This window comes from Candidatus Magnetaquiglobus sp. (assembly GCF_058402785.1).
Map to the genome: position 1 here is coordinate 1 of NZ_JBZVFG010000026.1, position 19,150 is coordinate 19,150.

The 19,150-nt window shown below is 61.5% G+C and carries 13 protein-coding genes; 3 read left to right on the forward strand and 10 right to left on the reverse strand.

Annotation, left to right across the window (positions count from 1 at the left end; genetic code table 11):
* Positions 1-58: 58 nt before the first annotated feature.
* Positions 59-1,357 carry a hypothetical protein gene (locus tag ACV4UY_RS10050; protein ID WP_491607463.1) on the reverse strand — a complete coding sequence of 433 codons (1,299 nt, stop codon included), beginning with the start codon at positions 1,355-1,357 and terminating at the stop codon, positions 59-61.
* Positions 1,358-1,498: 141 nt separating this feature from the next.
* Between ACV4UY_RS10050 and ACV4UY_RS10055 the strand changes: the two genes are divergently transcribed.
* Positions 1,499-2,137, forward strand: coding sequence for a ribonuclease D (locus ACV4UY_RS10055; RefSeq protein WP_491607464.1), 639 nt, complete (start codon positions 1,499-1,501; stop codon positions 2,135-2,137).
* A 178-nt stretch (positions 2,138-2,315) separates the two neighbouring features.
* Here ACV4UY_RS10055 and ACV4UY_RS10060 read toward each other — a convergent pair whose 3' ends face one another.
* The 8 genes from ACV4UY_RS10060 to ACV4UY_RS10095 form a co-directional block, all read right to left on the reverse strand.
* Positions 2,316-3,803 carry a complex I subunit 4 family protein gene (locus tag ACV4UY_RS10060; protein ID WP_491607465.1) on the reverse strand — a complete coding sequence of 496 codons (1,488 nt, stop codon included), beginning with the start codon at positions 3,801-3,803 and terminating at the stop codon, positions 2,316-2,318.
* Entirely contained in the window at positions 3,800-5,311 is a 1,512-nt protein-coding gene (locus ACV4UY_RS10065; protein WP_491607466.1) for a complex I subunit 4 family protein, read from the reverse strand. Before ACV4UY_RS10065 ends, ACV4UY_RS10060 begins: the two co-directional genes overlap by 4 nt.
* Before the next feature lie 248 nt (positions 5,312-5,559).
* On the reverse strand, positions 5,560-7,110 hold the full coding sequence (locus ACV4UY_RS10070; protein ID WP_491607467.1) for a proton-conducting transporter transmembrane domain-containing protein: 1,551 nt from the start codon (positions 7,108-7,110) through the stop codon (positions 5,560-5,562).
* Positions 7,103-10,366 carry a DUF2309 domain-containing protein gene (locus tag ACV4UY_RS10075; RefSeq protein ID WP_491607468.1) on the reverse strand — a complete coding sequence of 1,088 codons (3,264 nt, stop codon included), beginning with the start codon at positions 10,364-10,366 and terminating at the stop codon, positions 7,103-7,105. Before ACV4UY_RS10075 ends, ACV4UY_RS10070 begins: the two co-directional genes overlap by 8 nt.
* Positions 10,367-10,375: 9 nt before the next feature.
* Positions 10,376-11,833, reverse strand: coding sequence for a complex I subunit 4 family protein (locus ACV4UY_RS10080; RefSeq protein WP_491607469.1), 1,458 nt, complete (start codon positions 11,831-11,833; stop codon positions 10,376-10,378).
* Positions 11,834-12,229: 396 nt separating this feature from the next.
* The gene (locus tag ACV4UY_RS10085; RefSeq protein WP_491607470.1) at positions 12,230-13,954 is read right to left on the reverse strand and encodes a SulP family inorganic anion transporter; all 1,725 of its coding nucleotides are present in this window, start codon (positions 13,952-13,954) and stop codon (positions 12,230-12,232) included.
* A gap of 96 nt (positions 13,955-14,050) precedes the next feature.
* Complete coding sequence (locus ACV4UY_RS10090) at positions 14,051-14,521, reverse strand: hypothetical protein (protein ID WP_420906304.1); 471 nt, start codon at positions 14,519-14,521, stop codon at positions 14,051-14,053.
* Positions 14,518-14,700: a hypothetical protein gene (locus ACV4UY_RS10095; protein WP_491607471.1), complete on the reverse strand. Its 183-nt coding sequence runs from the start codon at positions 14,698-14,700 to the stop codon at positions 14,518-14,520. The genes ACV4UY_RS10090 and ACV4UY_RS10095 overlap by 4 nt, the downstream gene beginning before the upstream one ends.
* A gap of 347 nt (positions 14,701-15,047) precedes the next feature.
* Here ACV4UY_RS10095 and ACV4UY_RS10100 point away from each other — a divergent pair, with 347 nt between their 5' ends.
* Complete coding sequence (locus tag ACV4UY_RS10100) at positions 15,048-16,502, forward strand: sensor histidine kinase (protein ID WP_491607472.1); 1,455 nt, start codon at positions 15,048-15,050, stop codon at positions 16,500-16,502.
* Positions 16,499-17,881: a sigma-54-dependent transcriptional regulator gene (locus ACV4UY_RS10105; protein ID WP_491607473.1), complete on the forward strand. Its 1,383-nt coding sequence runs from the start codon at positions 16,499-16,501 to the stop codon at positions 17,879-17,881. The genes ACV4UY_RS10100 and ACV4UY_RS10105 overlap by 4 nt, the downstream gene beginning before the upstream one ends.
* Positions 17,882-18,227: 346 nt before the next feature.
* Here the strand turns inward: ACV4UY_RS10105 and prmC are convergent, their stop codons facing one another.
* The gene (prmC, locus tag ACV4UY_RS10110) at positions 18,228-19,121 is read right to left on the reverse strand and encodes a peptide chain release factor N(5)-glutamine methyltransferase (RefSeq protein WP_491607474.1); all 894 of its coding nucleotides are present in this window, start codon (positions 19,119-19,121) and stop codon (positions 18,228-18,230) included.
* Positions 19,122-19,150 lie beyond the last annotated feature (29 nt).

Sequence of the window (19,150 nt, forward strand, 5' to 3'; positions counted from 1 at the left end):
CCAGATCCCACCGCCACCTGTGAACCCCGCCAGTTTGGAGCCAGATCCCACCGCCCCCTCACAACCCCTTGGCCAACGCCTCCCGCGCCGACATCGCCGGCTTCTGCGACGGGGGCAACTCACCCAACAACGTATAAATCACCCACTCATACCGCTGCCTGGCCTCGCGCGTCGCGGCATCGGCAACCGCCTGCATCTTGGACAGCTTGAAATAATCCCCACCCAACAACCGCAACGCCTTCATGGAACCCAACTTCTTGGCAATGCCACACGCCAACATCTGCTTGCCGGAAACATGGTTGATGCGCATGAAGGCCCCCTCCATCTGAATCGGATCCCCCTCCTGCACCAACCCCCAGGCCAGAATCTTGCCCGCCATGGAGTCCGCACGCATCATGCGCGCCGCCCGGGCCATCATTTTCGGCTTGGTCTTGTCCTTCTCCTCCAGACTGCGCTGCACCAACTTGGCCGTGAGAATCTCCCCCGCATCCGTGTCGTCGGTGACGTATTTTTCCAAAAGAGTCACCAGGGCGGCCGTGTCGGCAATCTTGGTCAAGGCCACGGCCAAAATCGCCGTGGCCTTGGCATTGCCCTTGGTCGCGGTCAGGGAACGCACCAACGGCTCAATGGCAACCTCCTTGCGGTTGACAATGCCCGTGGCCAAAATCGTCGTGCCCGGCGACTCGTTGGCCATCAACTTGATCGCCTCCAACATCTGCTCCATGGTGCCACGACCCATCACCTCCATGGCCCAGATGATCTCCGCATCCGGCTGATCCGGCGGGGCCGTGGCAATGGCACGAATCACATGGTTGATGGTCCCCTGCTCGGCAATGCCCATGGCCAACGATTTCATCGCCTCCGGACTGATCGTGGCATGCCGCAAACCGTCGATGAGCGGATTGACCCCCTTGTGGGAGACAATGCCATGAGCCAAGGCGTTCACCAACTCGATGTCCCCGGTGACACGGGACATGGCATCCACCATGTGAAAAGCCTTGACCTCGGGATGACGCAAAATCTCGGCGATCATGGTGCGTACCTGGGCCGGGTCATCCTGAAGCTTGCCCAAGACCTCGATCATCTTCTTGAGCTTGCCCTCCTGAATCACCCCCTCCACATCGACGTTGCTCTTTTTCTCCTCGTGATGCTCATACGAAGAGCCGCTGGAGGAAGAGGCTCCCCCACCCTTGCGCCCCGCACCCCCCTTGCCGGTCTCTTCGGGAAAATCCTGGGCCGGAACGAAACGGGTGGCAAGGTTGTCCAAAGCCTGAGGCGCCTTGTCCCCCAAGGCATCCTTCAGGATGTCGCGAATCTTATCCAGCTGTTCTTGCGTGTAAATGTCCCGTCCCGCCATCGATCCATCCCCATATTGCTTGAATTGCAAATTTCACTCGGAACCCATGGATTTTGCCGAACCTCTTGCGCTATTCTATCATATACTATCGATGCATGACGATACCAACTCCACCCATATTTGCGCGCGGGGCATAAAAACATGACCAACCAACCCTCCGGACAGACACTTGTGTTGCTCGACGATCTGGATCCGGACCGGCAACGCATCTATCTGGAGAGCCGCCATCTGGCCATCGATACCGAAACCATGGGACTCAAAACCAAACGCGATCGCCTCTGCCTGGTGCAGATGTGCAACGAGGATGGGGTGATCACCCTGGTGCAAACCCGCGGCTTTCAGGCGCCACGCCTCAAGGAGGTCCTGGAGTCGGACAAGGTGCTCAAGATCGCCCACTTCGCCCGCTTCGACATCGCGGCCATCAAACATTGGCTGGGCGTGGACCTCAACCCGGTCTTCTGCACCAAGATCGCCTCGCGCCTGACCCGTACCTTCACCGATCGACACGGCTTGAAGGATGTGACCGCCGAACTGCTCGGCATCGAACTCGACAAGGAGCAACAATCCTCGGACTGGGCCGCCGAACAGCTCACCGACAAACAGATCGCCTATGCCTCGGCGGATGTGATCCATCTGGTGGCGATCAAGGAGCGCCTGGAGTTCCTGCTCAAACGCGAGGGACGCCTGGAACTCGCCGAAGCCTGCATGCGTTTTCTCCCCCAACGGGTGGCACTCGATCTGGCCGGCTGGGAGGAGGCGGATATTTTCGCCCATCACTGATGGCCTGGATTCCGTCCCGGCGAGGGACGATCCATGCGAATGGCACGCTGCCACGCGACTGGATCGGCGCGACCCCGGAAAGGATCGCAAACTCTACGCTTCGCTCTTCGATGGCGCCCACACCCTGGATGGCGACCCATTCATCCCGTCATTTCCACGGTACGAAAAGGGTTACCCATCACCTCCCCGATCCCATTTGCGCGATCCGCTCCGCCCAGGCGGTCGCCGAGGCGCGCGAAAACTCCAGGCTCCACTCCGGAACCATTCCCAGGATCAGAATCAGCGCCGCGAAGGCGTAAAGCACCCACTTTTCCCGCGCCAGAAGTTCCGGCAGGCTCTCCGGCACGTTCATGCCGGGCGGACCAAGAAAGGCTTTGCGGTAAAAGCCGAGAAAATAGCCCGCACCCAGGATCACCCCGCCGAGGGCCGCCAGGCCGGAGCCGGCATGGGCTTTCAGGCTGGCGATCAGCAGCAGCAGTTCGCCGGGAAAGCCGGAGGTGAGCGGCATGCCCATGCTGGCCAATCCCAACAACAGAAACAGTCCGCTCGCAACCGGCAGGGGTCGCGCCAGGCCGCCCAGATGGATCAGATCGGTGGAGCCGAGGCGTGTATGAAGAAACCCGGCCAAAAGAAACAGTCCTCCCGAGGTGAGGGCGAAGTTGAACAGCTGGCTGACCGCCCCTTGCACCCCTTGGACGGTGAGGGTGGCCAGACCCAGCACCACCAGGCCGACGTGGCTGATGGAGGAGAAGGCGAGCAGGCGGCGCAGGTTGGATTGGGCCAGGGCCGAGAGGGCACCGTAGACGATCGACACCACCGCCAGTCCGGCGAGAAGCCAATGCAGCTCACGGGCCACATCGGGAGTCAGGGGCATGAGAAAGCGCAGCAGGCCGTAGGCCCCGAGTTTGAGACCGGTCATGATGGCGGAGATGGAAACCGGGCCTTCCATGGCGACGATCGGCAGCCAGACATGCAGCGGCACCAGGGGCACCTTGACGCCGAAGCCGAGCAGAAGCAGGAAAAAGACCGGCCATTGGGTGGATTTGGGCAGGGGATGTCGCAGCCACTGGGTGAGGTCGAAGCTCAAAGCCGGTCCGGGTTGGGCCAGGGCGATCAAGAGCAGGCCGAACAGGAGCGCGGCGCCTCCGGCCAGCATGAAGAGGGTGTATTTGACTGCCGCGTGACGACGATTCGGCCCCATGCCCCACAGGGCGATCAGGAAGTGGATGGGGATCAGGGTCAGCTCCCAGAAGAGGAAGAACAACAGACCGTCGAGGGCGCAGAACAGGCCGATGGTGACCCCTTCGAGCAGCAGCAGCAGGGCGAGGAAGAGGTTGGGCATGGCCCGACCGGTGAGGTTCCAGTTGGCGATCAGAGTGGCCAGGAACAGGAGTGCGCAGGCGGTCGGGAGCAGTGCGGAGAGGCCATCGACCCCCACCAGGTATTCGGCGTGGATGGAGGGGATCCAGGCGTGGCGTTCGAGCAGTTGAAATCCGGCCACGTTCGGATCGATCCTGGCGACCACCGCCAGAGAGAGCAGCAGTTCGGCCACCCCCACCGCGAGGGCGAGGGCGCGTGCCTGGCGGGGTTGCGGGGCGAGCCAGGCGAGCAGGGCGCCGAGGAGCGGCAATCCGATCAGGGTCGAGAGAAGCGGAAGGGTATTCATGGCCGTTCTCCGAGGTGGACAAAGGGGGCGGCCAGAGTTTGGGCGCTGTTTTTCACCAGGGCGAGCCACGGATCGGCGTTGAAGCCCGAGGCCAGTTGCACGGCGATGAGCAAGGTGGCCAATCCCTTTTCGATCGGCGTCGCGCGCGGCAGGGAGGCGAGCGGAGGCGCCTGGGCGGATGGGGTGGCCAGGAAGGCGCGTTGGAAGGCCCAGAGCAGGCAGGCGGCGGCCACGACGTTGCCGAGGGCGGCCAACACGGTGACCAGGGCGCCGAACCGTTCGATGGCCGCTTCCAGGAGCAGGTGAACCGCATCGAACCCTGGGGTACCGGGCATGCCCACCACCGAGAAGGCGGCCACCAGGAAGGCGATGCCAACCCACGGCAGAGGGGAGAGCAGACCGCCGAGCCGTTCGAAAGCCAGGGAGCGGGTGCGTTGATGGACGATTCCGGCCATGAGCATCAGGGTGGTGATGGCCAGTCCGAAGGAGCCGGTGAGCATGATGCTGCCCTGAAAGGCTTGCGGATGGAGGCTGAACAGGCCGATCACCAGGATGCCGGTATGGCTGACCACGGCATAGGCGAGCAATTTCCTTAAGTTTCTCTGCACCAGGGCCAGGAGTGCGCTATAGAGGATTCCGAACGCGGCGATGGCGATCACGAATTCGTGCCAGCGCCAGACGGCATCCGGAAAAAGTGGGAAAACAAAACGCAGCATCCCATGGATGCCGGTTTTGAGTCCCAGCAACAGCACCATGGCCGCGGCCACGGTGCCGTGCTCCATGACCTGGGGCAGCCAGCCGTGCAGAGGGAAAAGGGGCACGCGGATGGCCAGTCCATAAAACAGCAGGTAGAAGATGACGCTTTGCAGGTAAGGGGAGCGTGGATCCTGAGCCAGCGTGGTCAATTCAAACGACCAGTGGCCATGGGTGAGTTCCGCGTGGTGCCAGCCGAGCATGAGGGTAGCGGCCAGGATGAGCAGCAGGCTGGTGCCCATGAACTGGTAATAGCGTTGGTTGGCGAGTCGTTCATCCGCCGTGAGTGACCAGTTGGTGAGCAGATAACCGACAAGGCCGGTTTGAAGTGCGGCCATGAGGGTATACCAGAGCAGGTCGAGGGCGGCGAACTGGCCGACCAGGGTGGCCTCGCAGGCGAGCACGACGGCAAAGAAGCGTGGCAGGTGGTGGAAGCGACGCACCAGGCCGCCGTAAAGCAGCACCAGCAGGCACAAAAAGGTGGTGAGCAGCACGAACAGCACGGTGATCCCGTCTGCCGCCGATGCTTGGACCAGCCAATCGGAGAGTGGCAGACGGGCATGCCACTGCCAGTTGGTGGTGGGGTCGAAGTTTTGATAGAGGCGCAGGCTCAGCAGAAGTTCGCCGATGCCGGTGGTCAGGGCGATGGGCCAGGCCAGCCAGGTGCGGTGAACGAAGAGCAGCCAGAGTGCGCCGAGTGCGGGCAGAAGTTGCAGCCAGCCGAGCAGGTGGGTATCGATGGCGTGGATGGTCATGGTTTACGTGGTGAGAGCCGTTCCATCGTTACGGGGGGTCCGGGGGCGATTATCGTCCCCGGCGGGGGCGGGGCAGCGCCCCGCGACTTTAAGCTTTTCTAATTTTTATATTTAATCTTTTATCTTTAATTTTCTTCTGCATTTTCAAAAGAAAGACCTCGGAGTCCCTGCCTCCGAACCTCTGCCGGGGGCCTTCGGCCCCCCGTCCTCCGTAACAGTTGGTGATTCACCCCGCCTCACCCCGCCCCCTACAAAATAATCAGAAACGTCAACACAATCATCAAGATCAAATACCTCGGCTCCCCCAACGACTGCTCGGCACGGGTCAGATAGTTCCCCAGGAAGGCCAACGTCTTCACCAAACCATCACCACTGCTTTTGAGAACGAACTGCTCCTCAACCCACGACAAAACCCGCGCCACACGCTCCAACACCCGCCCGAACATGCCACGCCCACCCGCCACACCAATGCCCGATCCATCCACCACACTGGAAAAATCGTTCCACTCCGCACGCGCGGCCAACAACGTATCCCGCAACGGACGCCCGGCAATGCGGTTGATGACCAACTCGTCGAACAACCGCGCATCACGGGCCAACGCCAAGGTCGGACGGGTGATCAACGCATCGGTGAGGGCATCGAGCCAACCACGATGCAAGGCAAAGTTGTAAAGGTCATGACTGTTGCGCAACGCCTCATGCACCTGTGGCACCGCACCTTCGCCCAAATGAAGATAGGAGGGAGACAAGAGGAATTGATAAAGACGCCAGGAGGCATGGGCAACCAGATGCCACAAGGCGAGATCGAAAAAACCGGCACCACACTCGGCGAACATCAAACCCAACTGCGCCAGGGTGGAATAGATCAAAGCACTTTTTACATCACTCTGCACCCGTCCGATGGCCATGGCGAAAAAGGCGGTAAGCAACCCCAGCATCAACATGAGCACCATCAACACCGGCGCATGCCAGAACAACGGCTCGGCTCGGATCACCAGAAAAATGCCGGCATGGGCCATCAGGGCACCATAAAAAACCGCGCTCGACGGTGTGGGGCCCTCGAGAGCACGGGCGATCCAGGCGGAAAAAGGAAGCTGCGCGGATTTGGCCAGGGCCGCGATCACCAATCCAAAGGCAACGATCGGTACCGGCGGTTGCAGACGTTCATGGGAGGCCATGAACAACACCGGCCACTCAAGCCCCGCCCCCCAACTCGAGGCCAGGGCAATGGCCAGCAGCAGACCCGCATCCCCGAACCGGTTGGTGACAAAGGCACGGGTGGCGTTCTCGGCGGCCACGGCACGGTCGCGCATGTAGGAGATCAACAGATAGGATGCCAGACCCGCCAGCTCCCAACCAACAAAGGTCAATACCAGATTGCCCCCCAGGGCGATGGTGAGCATGCCGCCGGTAAAAAGGCTCAGAATGGCGAAAAAACGGTGAAACCCGGCCTCGCGATGCAGATAATCCACCGAAAAACGGAGCGTCACCAGACATCCGGCAGCCGAAAGGGTGGCCATGAAGAGGGCCGGACGGTCCAGAAGCAGACTGACGGTCACCCTAAACTCCCCGCTCACCAGCCACGGGAAGTAGATCCGATGCCCCGGCGGAGCATGCAGCAGGGCAAGGAGGTCAAGCGCCAACAATAACAGGAACGAACCACCCGCCGCCAACAACGCGATGCGGGCCGTACCCCGTTCACCCGCCTCGCCGACCCGGGAACCGGTCAGCATGCCGATGCCGATCCAGAGCGCGGCCAACAGGGGGAGCAACGGAATCAGGATCCAACCATCAGACATGGGCCGACTCCTCGGGCAGGGCGATGAGCGCGGGCGGCAGAGGTTCGGAGTGACCCTGATACCAATCGGTCGAATTGGCCGCGAACGGTGGGGGTGGCAAGGTGTTCTCCCAGACCCGCCAGCCGCTCCCCGGCGTGAAATGCTGGATCTCCCCGCTCTCCGGGTCGATGCAGGCCAGCTCGATCCAACCGTTGCCGACCAGCTCGCGAATCGGCTCCTGACGCAGATAGATTTCGGTGAGAATCTCGGGACGCTGCTCCACGATCACCAACAACCGCATCGCCTCGTGGATCTCGATCATCTGACGCGGCAGACCGGTGCGCAGGTCCGAGGCACACCCTTCCATCACCCCGAACAGACCGGTGATGTTGTGGACCACCTTGGTGCCACACCCGAACCGGTCGTTGTCCACCGTGGAAAAATAATACTCCAGACTGATGCCCGCGCCGACCGGTCCGGCGGCCAGCAGGATCGATTCGACGATGCGACCATCCCCATCGCGGGTGGGATCGTAGGAGATCAGATACATGCGCCGGTCGAAAAAAACGCCGCGCGCCACCGATCGCCGTCCGATCAGGGCCACGGCGTTGGTGGCATGACCCAGCTCCGGTCTGGCCTGGCTGAAATCCACCCCGCGCCGTTGCATGTGGGCATGGGCCCGCTCCCGCGATCCATCGTGCGGAGCCGAGGCGAGCCGCCGGGCCCGCTCATGAGCCGAGGCGAACCGGGCGGCCTGCAACGGGGCCTCCAGACGAACCAAAGCCCCCTGCCCGCCCGCTGGCAGACGGTCGCGATCGAACCAGAAAAGCGCCTCGTCGCCGGTGTTGTGTTCACCGCCGACAAACCAGCAATCCTCCGGGATGTCGATCCCCATGCCGCGCAGACGAAAACGCACATCGGGATGATTGGCCATGGCCGCGAACAGCCGGGCATTCGGCCCGCCATGTCGCCCGCTGCACGCGCCACAATCGTAGGCGGCCAGATGGGGGTTGTTCTGACTGCTGCCGCCGTGACCCAGAATCGCCACGATCGGCGCGAAACCGTCGGTCAAACCGATGGTGCGCAGAAATCCCGCCACCCGCCCGGCCTGCTCGTCCAGGGTGAAGCCGACGCGCGGACTCTCCGGAGACGCGGGGGTTTCGCTGTCGGGCGCGGTGAGGGTCATTTCGGTCGGAACGGACGCATCCAGTTTTTCGGCCACGGACCCGGTCAGACGGGCGAACGGCACGGGAAACCAGCTCCGTGCGAACAGCGCCACCCACGCCAGCGGTGCCAGCAGGGGCGGAATCAGCGTGGGGACGAGGATCCCCCGGTGGCTGGCGCGCATGGTCAACCGCTGCCACCAGCCGCGCAGGCCCAGCCAGCGCCGATGGCGTCGCAAGGCCGGATCATGGCCAGGACGCGCCTGTTCGTCCACGATGTGAGACGGGACCACCACCACCGGACAGAGCGGGGTCAAGGCGGTGTCGTCGAGGCCGCGCCAGTTGACCGGCACCCCAAAAAAACCCGCCGCGCCCAAGGTCTCGATGCCGGGAGCGATCTCCTCCAGGTGGCGCCGGATCCCCTCCTCGCGATCGTCCATGCAGAAGATCACCTGGGCCTCGGGACGCTGCTCCCGAACCGCCCAGCGGCCCCGCCCCCGATTGGCATGCAAAGCGGCGAAAATCCGCTCCCGATAGTGCCGCTCGTAAGCCTTGAGCCACAGAAATCCCTCCTGCTCCTCGTCCAACGACTCAAGCACCGCCACCAGGGCTTGTGCCCCCTCCACGCCCAAGTCGCGCACCTCCTCGGCGGTCAGGCCAAGATGCTGGCAAAGCACGAACAGCGGCCAGGCGTGCGCGCTGGCCGCGGAGTGGCTGCGCGTGTTGTTGAGTCCGTCGGTTTCGGTCCAGATCTGCCAGGCAAGCTTGCGCCATTCGGCGGGAAGAGCCGGATCGCTGGCCGGTCGATGGATCAGCCGACTGGCGCGCGAGGCCAGAAACTCCGGCAAACTTCCGGAAAAGAGAGCGTGCCGCGCGAAAAACTCACCACGATAGCGCTGAAAATGCCACCCCAGCATCCCCAGGGTCGGTTCGAGCAGCCAAATCGCACGACACAGCCGCAAGGCAAACAGCCGCTCGGTCACCAGCCGCACGGCCAGATAGTCGGCCATGCGCACAAGGGCCGTACTGCCGCCATATCCCGGACGCAGGGAGCGCCACATCACCATCCCGGACCAGCCGGGCAACTCCAGAGCCAACCGCTCCAGATACCCTCCCCAACGGGCCTCGGGCAGCTCCAACCGTTTCAAACAAAACCCGATCGTCTCCAGCGCGTCATCCGGAAGCTCCGCCAGCTGCTCCTCCCAGTCCGGCAGCTCTTCCAATCCCTGCCCCTTCTCTTGCACGGCATGCCGTTTCCAGACCCGATAAAACCCCTCCTCCCGCTCCGGCAGGGTCCAGCTCGCCACCCCCAGATCGAGAAAACCGCTCAGATAGCGCAACAGATAGGGGCGAATCGATTCCAGCAGATCCTCGCCGGTCACCTGTCGCAACAGACCGCGCAGCGTCAAATCCCGTCCCACCCGTCCGACCAGCCCCTCCCACTGGCGCGCCGATTCGGCGCGAATCGCGGCGATGATCTCCCTCTGCTCCTCCAGTTCGGCCAAACGGGTGGTCTCGTCCGGAAACGGCGCGTCCTCCTCGCTGGCCAGATCCAGGCGCTGTTCCCCATACCCGGCCCGATGGCTCAAACCAAAACTCTCCAGACAGGCGCGCCACAACGCCCCCACCCCTTCGCGCCCCTCTTCCAGCCCGATCCGATCCCGACTCTCCTGGGAGAGGTCGGGTTGCAACCGCTCCAGCGCCCCCTTCTCCGCGATCTCCCAGGTCAGCTGCCGCGACGTGATGGCCCCGATGCCGAATTGCAGCTTCAAAAGCAGAATCTCACCCCGTCGGGTCGGCCCGACCGGCTCGGCAGCGCACAAGGCCGGATCGGCCTCCAGCACTGCGCGCAGATCCTCATGGTCGATGCGCCCCTCGGCAAACAGCTCCCGGAACCGTTCCGCCGAAAGATAACCATAAATTCCGGTATATTTCCGAGCTTCGGACAACGCACTGGCGAAATCCAGGTGTTGAAAACCGTGCAGGGTGTTGTGATGGACGAAATCGCGAATCGAAGCCTGACCCGGAACCAGGTGTTCCAGATGGTGGATGGCAGCCTGGATCCGGTCGTGACCGGTCAGGGGGGTATCGGCGTGCGAGGATGCGTGAGCCATGACCCCTCCCTACAGGCGCGCGGCGAACAGGTCGCCGAATCGGGTAAGGGAGCCGGCCATCAGATCGATCAACGGCGCGGGCAGAAAACCCAACGTCACGATGCCGATGGCCAGGATTCCGGCGGCGGCCAGCTCCATGCGTCCCAGGGGGTGGATGGCCGGGAGTTTGGGCTGTTCCGGCCCGGTGCAAAGACATCCGACGGTACGCACCGCGTAGGCGGCGCTCACCAGCATGCCCACCGACAGCAGAGCCGCCGGCCAACCCCACCGTTCCAGGCCGGCGAGCATGACATGCAGTTCGGCGATGAAACCCGAGGTGCCCGGCACCCCCACCGAAGCCATGAAGGCCAGGGCCACGAAAAAGGAGAGGCGGGGCGCGACTCTGGTCAACGAGCCGTATTCGCGGATGTCGCGGGTGTGGGTGCGTTCGTAGAGCAGGCCGATGATCAGAAACATCGCGCCGGCGGTCAGGCCGTGGGAGACCATTTGCAACATGGCGCCGGTGATGCCGTCGTGGTTCAGGGCGGCGATGCCGAGCAGCACCACCCCCATGTGGCTCACCGACGAATAGGCGACCATGCCTTTCAGATCGGTCTGTTTCCAGGCCAGAACCCCGCCGTGGATGAGGTTGATGAAGGCGAGGGTGGCCAGCAGTTCCCGCAGGGTCACCACCGCGTCCGGCACCATCATGGCAGCGCGAATCAGGCCATAGGAGCCCATTTTGAGCAGTGCGCCGGACAGCAGGATGCTCACCGGACTCGGGGCCTCGACATGGGCGAGTGGGAGCCAGCCATGCAGGGGGAAAATCGGCATCTTCACCCCGAAGCCGATCAGGAATCCGGCGAATATCAGGATTTGCAGCTCTTTCGAGATCCCGCGCAATCCATCGGCCATCTCCTTCATCAAGAAGGTATGGACCTGGGAGGCGTCGAAGGCCAACAGCAGGGCGATCAGCATGAAGACCGAGCCGCCCATGGTATAGAGCACGAAGTTGAGGGCCGCGCGGTTGCGTTGTTTGCCGCCAAAGGCGTTGATGAGAAAGAAGAGCGGCAGGAGGGTCAGTTCCCAGAAAATGTAGAAGATCGACCAGTCCTGGGCCATGAAGACCCCGAGCATGGCCGCCTCCAAAAGCAGGATCAGGATGTGGTAGGGTTTGATCCGCTCCTTGATTCCGCCCGATGCCAGAATCGCGACCAGGGAGAGCAGAGCCGCCAAGATCAGCATGGGCATGGCGATGCCATCCACGCCGAGGGCGAACTGACTGCCGGATTGGGGACGCCAGAGGGTTTTTTCCAGCAGTTGCCATTGGCCCTGGGTGGTGATGAAGCCGGTTGCCAGCCAGAGGGTCATGGCAAGGGTGGCGGTGGCCGAGAGGATCGCCACGAAGCGGGTGCGTGCGGAGGGCAGCAGGAGGATCAATCCGGCGCCGAGCACGGGGAGCAGCAACAGGGTCAGCAGGGGTTTCATCGATGACGGAACGAACGGTTCTTCCAGTGAGCGGGGTCCAGGGGCCCATGGCCACTGGTGGGATCCAAGGGCAAAGCCCCTGGGACTTTTTTTTGCCTTTCTTCTTGAATCTTTTTTATCTTTGCTTTTTGTTTAGTCTATTAGTACGAATTAAAAGACAAAAATTCTTTCGTGTCTTCTGCGTAAAAATGCTTGTCTTGAAAAGCGCACAGTCTTATGCACCTTGGGTCGTTACCGCCTTCTGACAACGACCCGGGGCGAATTGCACGCGGCAGCAAGTCGCCTCCGGCAGCCTGTTCCGCACCTCCGCCGGGGACCTTCGGCCCCCGGTCCTCCGCAACACGTTTCCACAATCACACAATCATCATGTAATCTCCCGCCCGCTTCGTCAACGGTTCACGCAGGACTCTCCACCGGTAAAAGAGGCCGATCACGCATCCGCCCCAACCGATCGTAAATGCTTCCCAACGCACTCTGCTCGGTGGCAAAAATATTCGCATCGCCACCAATCATTTCAAAAAGCCCGGTGGCGTGCATCACCTGGAGAATCTGCCGCTTGAGACCCGAAAATACCATGACAATGCCATTCTTCCGCAACCGCTCCACCAGATGATGGATCACCTCCTCGCCGGAAGCATCGAGCTGATTGATCCCATCGCCAACCAGCAACAAATAACGGGCATCGGGCTTGGTGGATACGGCACTCAAAACCATCTCCTCGAAATAGGAAACATTGGCAAAATAAAGTTGACCATCGAACCGAATCACGATGATCTCCGGATCAGTCGGAAGATGGGGGTAAAATGCCAAATCACGGAAGGTCCCATCCTCATAAAGACCAAGCAGCGCAACACGCGGACTCATGGTGCGATAGAGAAACAGAATGATCGCCAGGCCACCCCCAAAGAAAATCCCCTTGTCCAAATGCGGGGCAAAACCAAGAGAGGCGATGAAGGTGGCAATGGCTGCGATCCCGTCGTGACGGTTGGCATGCCAGGCATGACCAATGGCGTGAAAGTTGATCAAACCCACCACGGCCATCATGATCACCGCAGCAAGCACCGCCTCCGGGAGGTGATAAAGAAGCGGAGTGAGAAACAACAGGGTGATCAGAACCATCAACGAAGTGAAAACAGACGAAAGACCGCTTTGGGCCCCGGCATCGAGGTTGACCGCGGAACGCGAAAAAGAGCCGGAAGTAGGATAGGATTGAGTGAGCGCGCCAACCAGATTGCCAAGTCCCTGACCGATGAGTTCCTGATTGGGATCGATGCTGTCACGAGTACGGGCGGCCATGGCCTTGGCGATGGAAATGGCCTCCATGAAACCGACCAGGGAGATCACCAGGGCGGTGCCGGCCAGAGACACGATCCGCTCCAGATCAAGCCCGGGCATGGCCAGAGTGGGCAATCCCCGCGGAATCGCGCCAACCACCTTGCCGCCCATGGCCTCGAAGCCGATCCCCCAGCTCACCAGCGTCGAAAGAGCCACGGCGATGAGCACGCTCGGCAGGCCGGGCCGCTTTTTTTTCAAGATGAACATGATGGCAAACGACACCACTCCAAAGGCCAGGGATGGCCAGTGGACCAGATGAAGCTGCTGCAACACCCCCCAGATATCGACCAGGAAATGTTCGCTGCGCCCCATCTTGACACCAAAAATCTTGGAAAACTGCGACAAACCGATGATCAACGCGGCGGCATTGGTGAAACCGAGAATCACCGGATGGGAGAGGAAGTTGACCACCACCCCCAGACGCAACAGACCGAGCGCCAGTTGCACCACGCCAATCAACAGAGACATGAGGATGGCTAAAGAGACGAATTCGTTGCTGCCAGGTTGCGCGAAAGGCAAAAGGGCCGAAGCGGTCAGAAGCGACACCACGGCCACCGGCCCGGTGGCCAGCTGACGCGAGGAGCCGAACATCGCAGCCACGGCGCCAGGCAGAAAGGCGGCATAGAGCCCGTAATAGGCGGGCAGGCCAGCCAGGTTGGCATAGGCCATCGATTGCGGAATCAACACCAGGGCCACGGTGATGCCGGCCACGACATCGGCACGCAAGGCGCCGAGCCGCATGGGAAACCATCCCAGGAATGGAAAGATTTTTGACAATGAAAACATGAATTTCAATCCTTATTCAATCGTTGCGACACGCCAAGAACAGGGATACCCTCCAAAGAGCCGCAACACGGATGTGAAGCGTGATCCTCGGTTTAATCAATGCACCGCCGGTCGGGCCACCACCAGCGGACACGGCAGCCGCCGACTCCAGAACGGTGAACGCCGCCGCTCTGCATTGCCGGGCAAGCCCCATTTCTCCAACGACTCGACCAGAATGCAAACAATCCCGGAGACCGCGCGAGCATGGGCCAGAACCGTCTGCCAGGAGATGCCGGGACGATGCACCATGCGCGCGGAACGACCCGAAACCATCACCTCGCGGACAAACCCATCCCAATCCGCATGCTGCTCGGTTCCGGATCGCGCCAACAAGATCTCCACCCCGGCATCCAGACGCTCCATCATCGCCCGGGTCGTGGCCAACAGCTCGGCTTGCGGCTCGTCTCCGCGCACCACCAGCAGGATCTCCCGCGTGGCACGACTCATCTGGCGGGCTGTCTCGAACTCCCCGGCCTCGGCAAAGGCCGACGCGGTCAACAGTCGCTCCAGTGGCGCCGAAGTGATCATGTCGGCAACGCCACGGGCTGCCCATCCCGCAACACGATCGTCGGATCGTGACGATCCGTGTTCTCGCGCGGCGTGATCGGCGCCTCGAGCAGCCAGCACGCCTGTTCCGGCTCACCCGCCTCGGCAAAGGTCACAGCCAGCCAATGGCGCTCCAACAAAAATGAAAGATGGGGGATCATGGTCGTACCTCTCGGTTCAAACGAACGAAACAGTGGAATCAAGGTTGCTTGAATAAGAGAATGGCAGATGCCATGCCATAGCATTGAATGCTTGTATTTCAAATGGTTGACTCAACCTCCCCGTAACAGATCGAGATCCTTGTGTTGCATGATGCAACACAGGATGCTCGCCGTGGATGAAAAGCTTGATGGGATTTGTTATTAATTTGTAAATAATCAAATGCTTATAAAAAGGCTGGCGGAAGGGCGACCAAATGCAATACCCTCTTGCAAAATGCAACAGCCGTCCGTTGCATGGATGACTTGACACCATGGTCACCGGTCTCACCGCCTCTGGAGCACCCGCGATGCTACAAAGCTCTCTGCGCCGCAAGGTTCTGCTCGGTTACACCCTGATCAGCGCCCTCGCCCTGGGACTGAGCCTCTTCACCCTGGTGGAGCTGCGCCTGTTGTCCACCCGTCTGTTCACCGGCGAACGGTTCTATCAGTTCTTGAACGATGTGCTGGAAATGCGACGTTACGAGAAGAATTTTTTTCTGTATCAACAATATGGAGATCTCGAACAACTGCTCCACTACGTGGAACGGGCACGTCAGGATCTCAACGAGGCCGAAACCCTCGTCGCCAGACCACGGGCCGAACTCATCGAGGCGCGCGGCTGGCTGGAGGATTATCAACGACTGGCCCATGCCTCCCTGAAGTCGGATCCGGAGCATTCGAAATGGAACGAATCCCGTTTGCGCGGACTGGGCAAGGCGCTGGTCACCACCGCCGAAGAGCTGGCCGATGCGGAACGTCAGGTGGTGCATCGCGCTTTGGAACGACATCGCTTGTTGCTGCTCGTGGCCATGCTGGTGGCCATCGCCGTGATTCTGTTGGTGGGCGCAGTCCTCTCCCGGCGGATCGTCCAGCCTTTGCGTCAGATCGAGGAGGCCATGGCCGGAGTCGCGGAGGGACGGTTCACCCGCATCCACATCCCGGCCAACGACCAGGAGATCGTTTCGTTGACCCGCGCCTTCAACCGGGTGCTCAACGAACTGGGTGTGCGTCAGAAACATCTGCTGCGCTCGGAAAAACTCGCCTCCCTGGGCACCCTGCTCTCCGGTGTCGCGCATGAACTCAACAATCCGCTCTCCAATATCTCCACCTCCAGCCAAATCCTCGCCGAGGAGCTGGACTCCGCGGATGCCGAATTCCGGCGTGAACTGGTGGAGCAGATCGATCAGCAGACCCGCCGGGCACGGGATATCGTGCGCTCGCTACTCGATCTGGCCCGCGATCGGGGCTTTCAACGCGCCGAAGTGCCGCTGGCCGATACCATCGAAGAGGCGATCCGATTCAGCAAGGGAAACATCCCGACACGCATCCGGGTGTTGAGCGAAATCCCGTTCGAAACCGTGGTCGTGGGGGATCGACGCCGTTTGCAGCAGGCGTTCATCAACCTCATCAAGAACGCGGTGGACGCAATCCCGGACCAGGGCGAGGTGCGGATTCGTCTCGTCCATCCCCTGTCCGAATCGCGGGTCGATCCGGAGAGCTGGTTTGCCGCCTGTCGTTGTCGTGCCCCGTGGTGCGATGTCGAGGTGTTGGATAGCGGATCCGGTATCGCGGCAGCGGATCTGGGACGGATTTTCGATCCCTTCTTCACCACCAAGCCGGTTGGACAGGGATCAGGATTGGGACTGGCGGTGGTCTACGAAGTGGTCGAGGAGCACGAAGGGTGCATCGCGGTGGAAAGTGAACCAGGGCGGGGCAGTCGCTTCGTGGTGAGGCTGCCAGTCAAACAGGAGGGCGGGGCATGAGCGGAACCGGGGCCATTCTGATCGTGGATGACGAGACGATCGCGGCGCGCAATCTGGCGCATGTGATGCGCAAGGAGGGGTATCGGGTGAGTACGGCGGAAAGCGCCGCGCGTGCCGTGGAGCTGTTGGCCCGTCAGACCTTCGAGGTGGTGTTGACCGACCTGCGCATGGAGGGGATGGATGGCATGGGGCTGCTGCACCACTGCAAGGCCCGCCATCCGGAAATCGAAGTGATTCTGGTCACGGGATTCGCCACCTTGGAGTCGGCGATCGAGGCGATGCGCGCCGGAGCCTTCTACTACATCGCCAAGCCCTATCGGTTGGAAGAGGCGCGCAGTCTGGTCGGCGAGGCGCTGGCCAAGGTCCGTCTCAAACGTGAAAACCGTCAGTTGCGCGAGCAGATTCATGGGCTGCGCGCGCCAGGACCGATCATCACCCGTGATCCGGGGATGATCAAGCTGCTCGAAACCGCACGGCAAGTGGCACCGACCGGTTGCAACGTGTTGATCACCGGGGAAAGCGGGGTGGGCAAGGAGTTGATCGCCCGTGAGCTGCATCGGCATGGAGGGCGTCCGGAAGGTCCGTTCGTGGCGGTCAACTGTGGGGTATTCACCGAAGAACTGCTGGCCAGCGAGCTGTTCGGTCACGAAAAGGGGGCTTTTACCGGTGCGATCCAGGCCAAGGCCGGATTGATGGAGAGCGCCGGAGGCGGCACGCTGTTTCTCGACGAGGTGACCGAAATGAGTCCGGCCATGCAGGTCAAGCTGTTGCGAGCGATTCAGGAGCGTGAGGTATGGCGGGTGGGTGGTACGCGGGCGATTTCCATCGATGCCCGATTCATCGCCGCCACCAACCGGGATCTGGCGGAAGCGGTGGTGCGCGAGCGGTTTCGCAAGGATCTCTATTTCCGCTTGAATGTGATCACCTTGGCGATCCCCCCGTTGAAGGAGCGGCGTGGTGATATCGAGTTGTTGGCCAACCACTTTCTGAAACGTGGCGCCGAGCGGATGGAGCGTCCGGCGCGACGCATCTCCCCGGAGGCGATGGCGTTGCTGCGCGAGTATGATTTTCCAGGCAACATCCGTGAGTTGGAAAATCTCATCGAACGTGCGGTCGCGTTGTGCGAAGGGGAAGAGATCGATGTCTCCCACTGGCCGGACATGTTACGGGTTGGGGTGATTCGTGCCTTTCACCGCCGTCCGGGCGGATCCCCGACGTTGGAGGAGTTGGAGGGGGATTACATTCGTTGGGTATTGGGTGAGGCGGGAGGAAATCAGACCTTGGCAGCGTCAATTCTGGGGATTGATCGGGTATCGTTGTGGCGTAAACTCAAGCGGTTGCGATTGGTGGCAGGGGAAGAGGGTGGTGGGACGATCTGAAAGGCTGTTTGGATCGTGCCAAATTGCCAATGCCGGCCATGGATGGCCGCCAAATTGCGCAGCCATTTGTCCAGCTGAGGCAAGGCGAAGGTGAGTCTTTTGCCAACAGCGCAAAACGACTCACCTTCCAAGGCTGCGCGCAGCGATGTTCACAAGAAGCGTGAAAATCGCTTGTTTGAAAAGCGCGCCAAAAGCAAAAAAATCAAGACAAAACCTCGGAGGCTCTGCCTCCGAACCTCTGCCGGGGACCTTCGGCCCCCGGTCCCCGCAATGGTTTACCGTGGAACTCCCGAAGGGAGGGCCATGGTAAAGGGGGGTGAGGGGGTTCTCCCCCCATCATGCCAAGTTACCGCCCCCCTACCCCCTGGCCCCGCACCACCACCGCCCTGGGCAACCGTTGATAGTCCTTCAACAGCTCAACCCCCGCAAACCCGGCACCCCGAAACAGCGCCTCCACCGCCTCCCCCTGATCATACCCGATCTCGGTCACCGCCACCCCGCCCGGACGCATGCGCCGCTTGAACAACGCCGGCAGCCGTTTCAACAATTCCAAACCATCCACACCGCCATCCAACGCCAGTCGCGGCTCCCAATCCCTCACCTCGGGTTGCAACCCCTGCAACGCACCAGAGGCAATGTACGGCGGATTGACCACCACCACATCGAACACCCTGCCCTCGGCCACGGACCCGTCCAGATCCCCCTCCAGAAGTGTCACCCGCGCCCCGTGACCACACCGCTCCACATTGCGCCGCGCCACCACCAACGCCTCGGCGGAAAGATCGCTCCCCACCCCCGCAGCACTCGGATACTCCTTGAGCAACGCGCACAACAACGCACCACTCCCCACGCAGGGCTCCAGAATCTCCAGAGGGGTGGAACGGTCCGAAACATGGGCCAGCACCGTCTCCACCAGCAACTCGGTCTCCGGACGCGGAATCAACGCTGCCGCGCTGGAGAAAAACTCCATGCCCCAGAACTCCCGCAGACCCAGAATATGGGCCACCGGCTCCCGCGCCGCGCGTCGCACGATCAACGCCTTGAAGGCCGCCAACTCGGAAGCGTTCAACGGTCGGTCCGGGTCCATGAACAGATCGATGCGCCGTAACCCGAGCGCCCTGGCCAGCAACAACTCACCATCCAGACGCGGTGAGTCGATGCCACGCTGACCGAGCCAGGGGGTGCTCCAGCCGAGCAGGGTGCGAATCGTCCAGGTGGCGGGAATGGCAGGTTGGTTCAAGGCGATCGCTCATACGAAGTAAGCCGCCT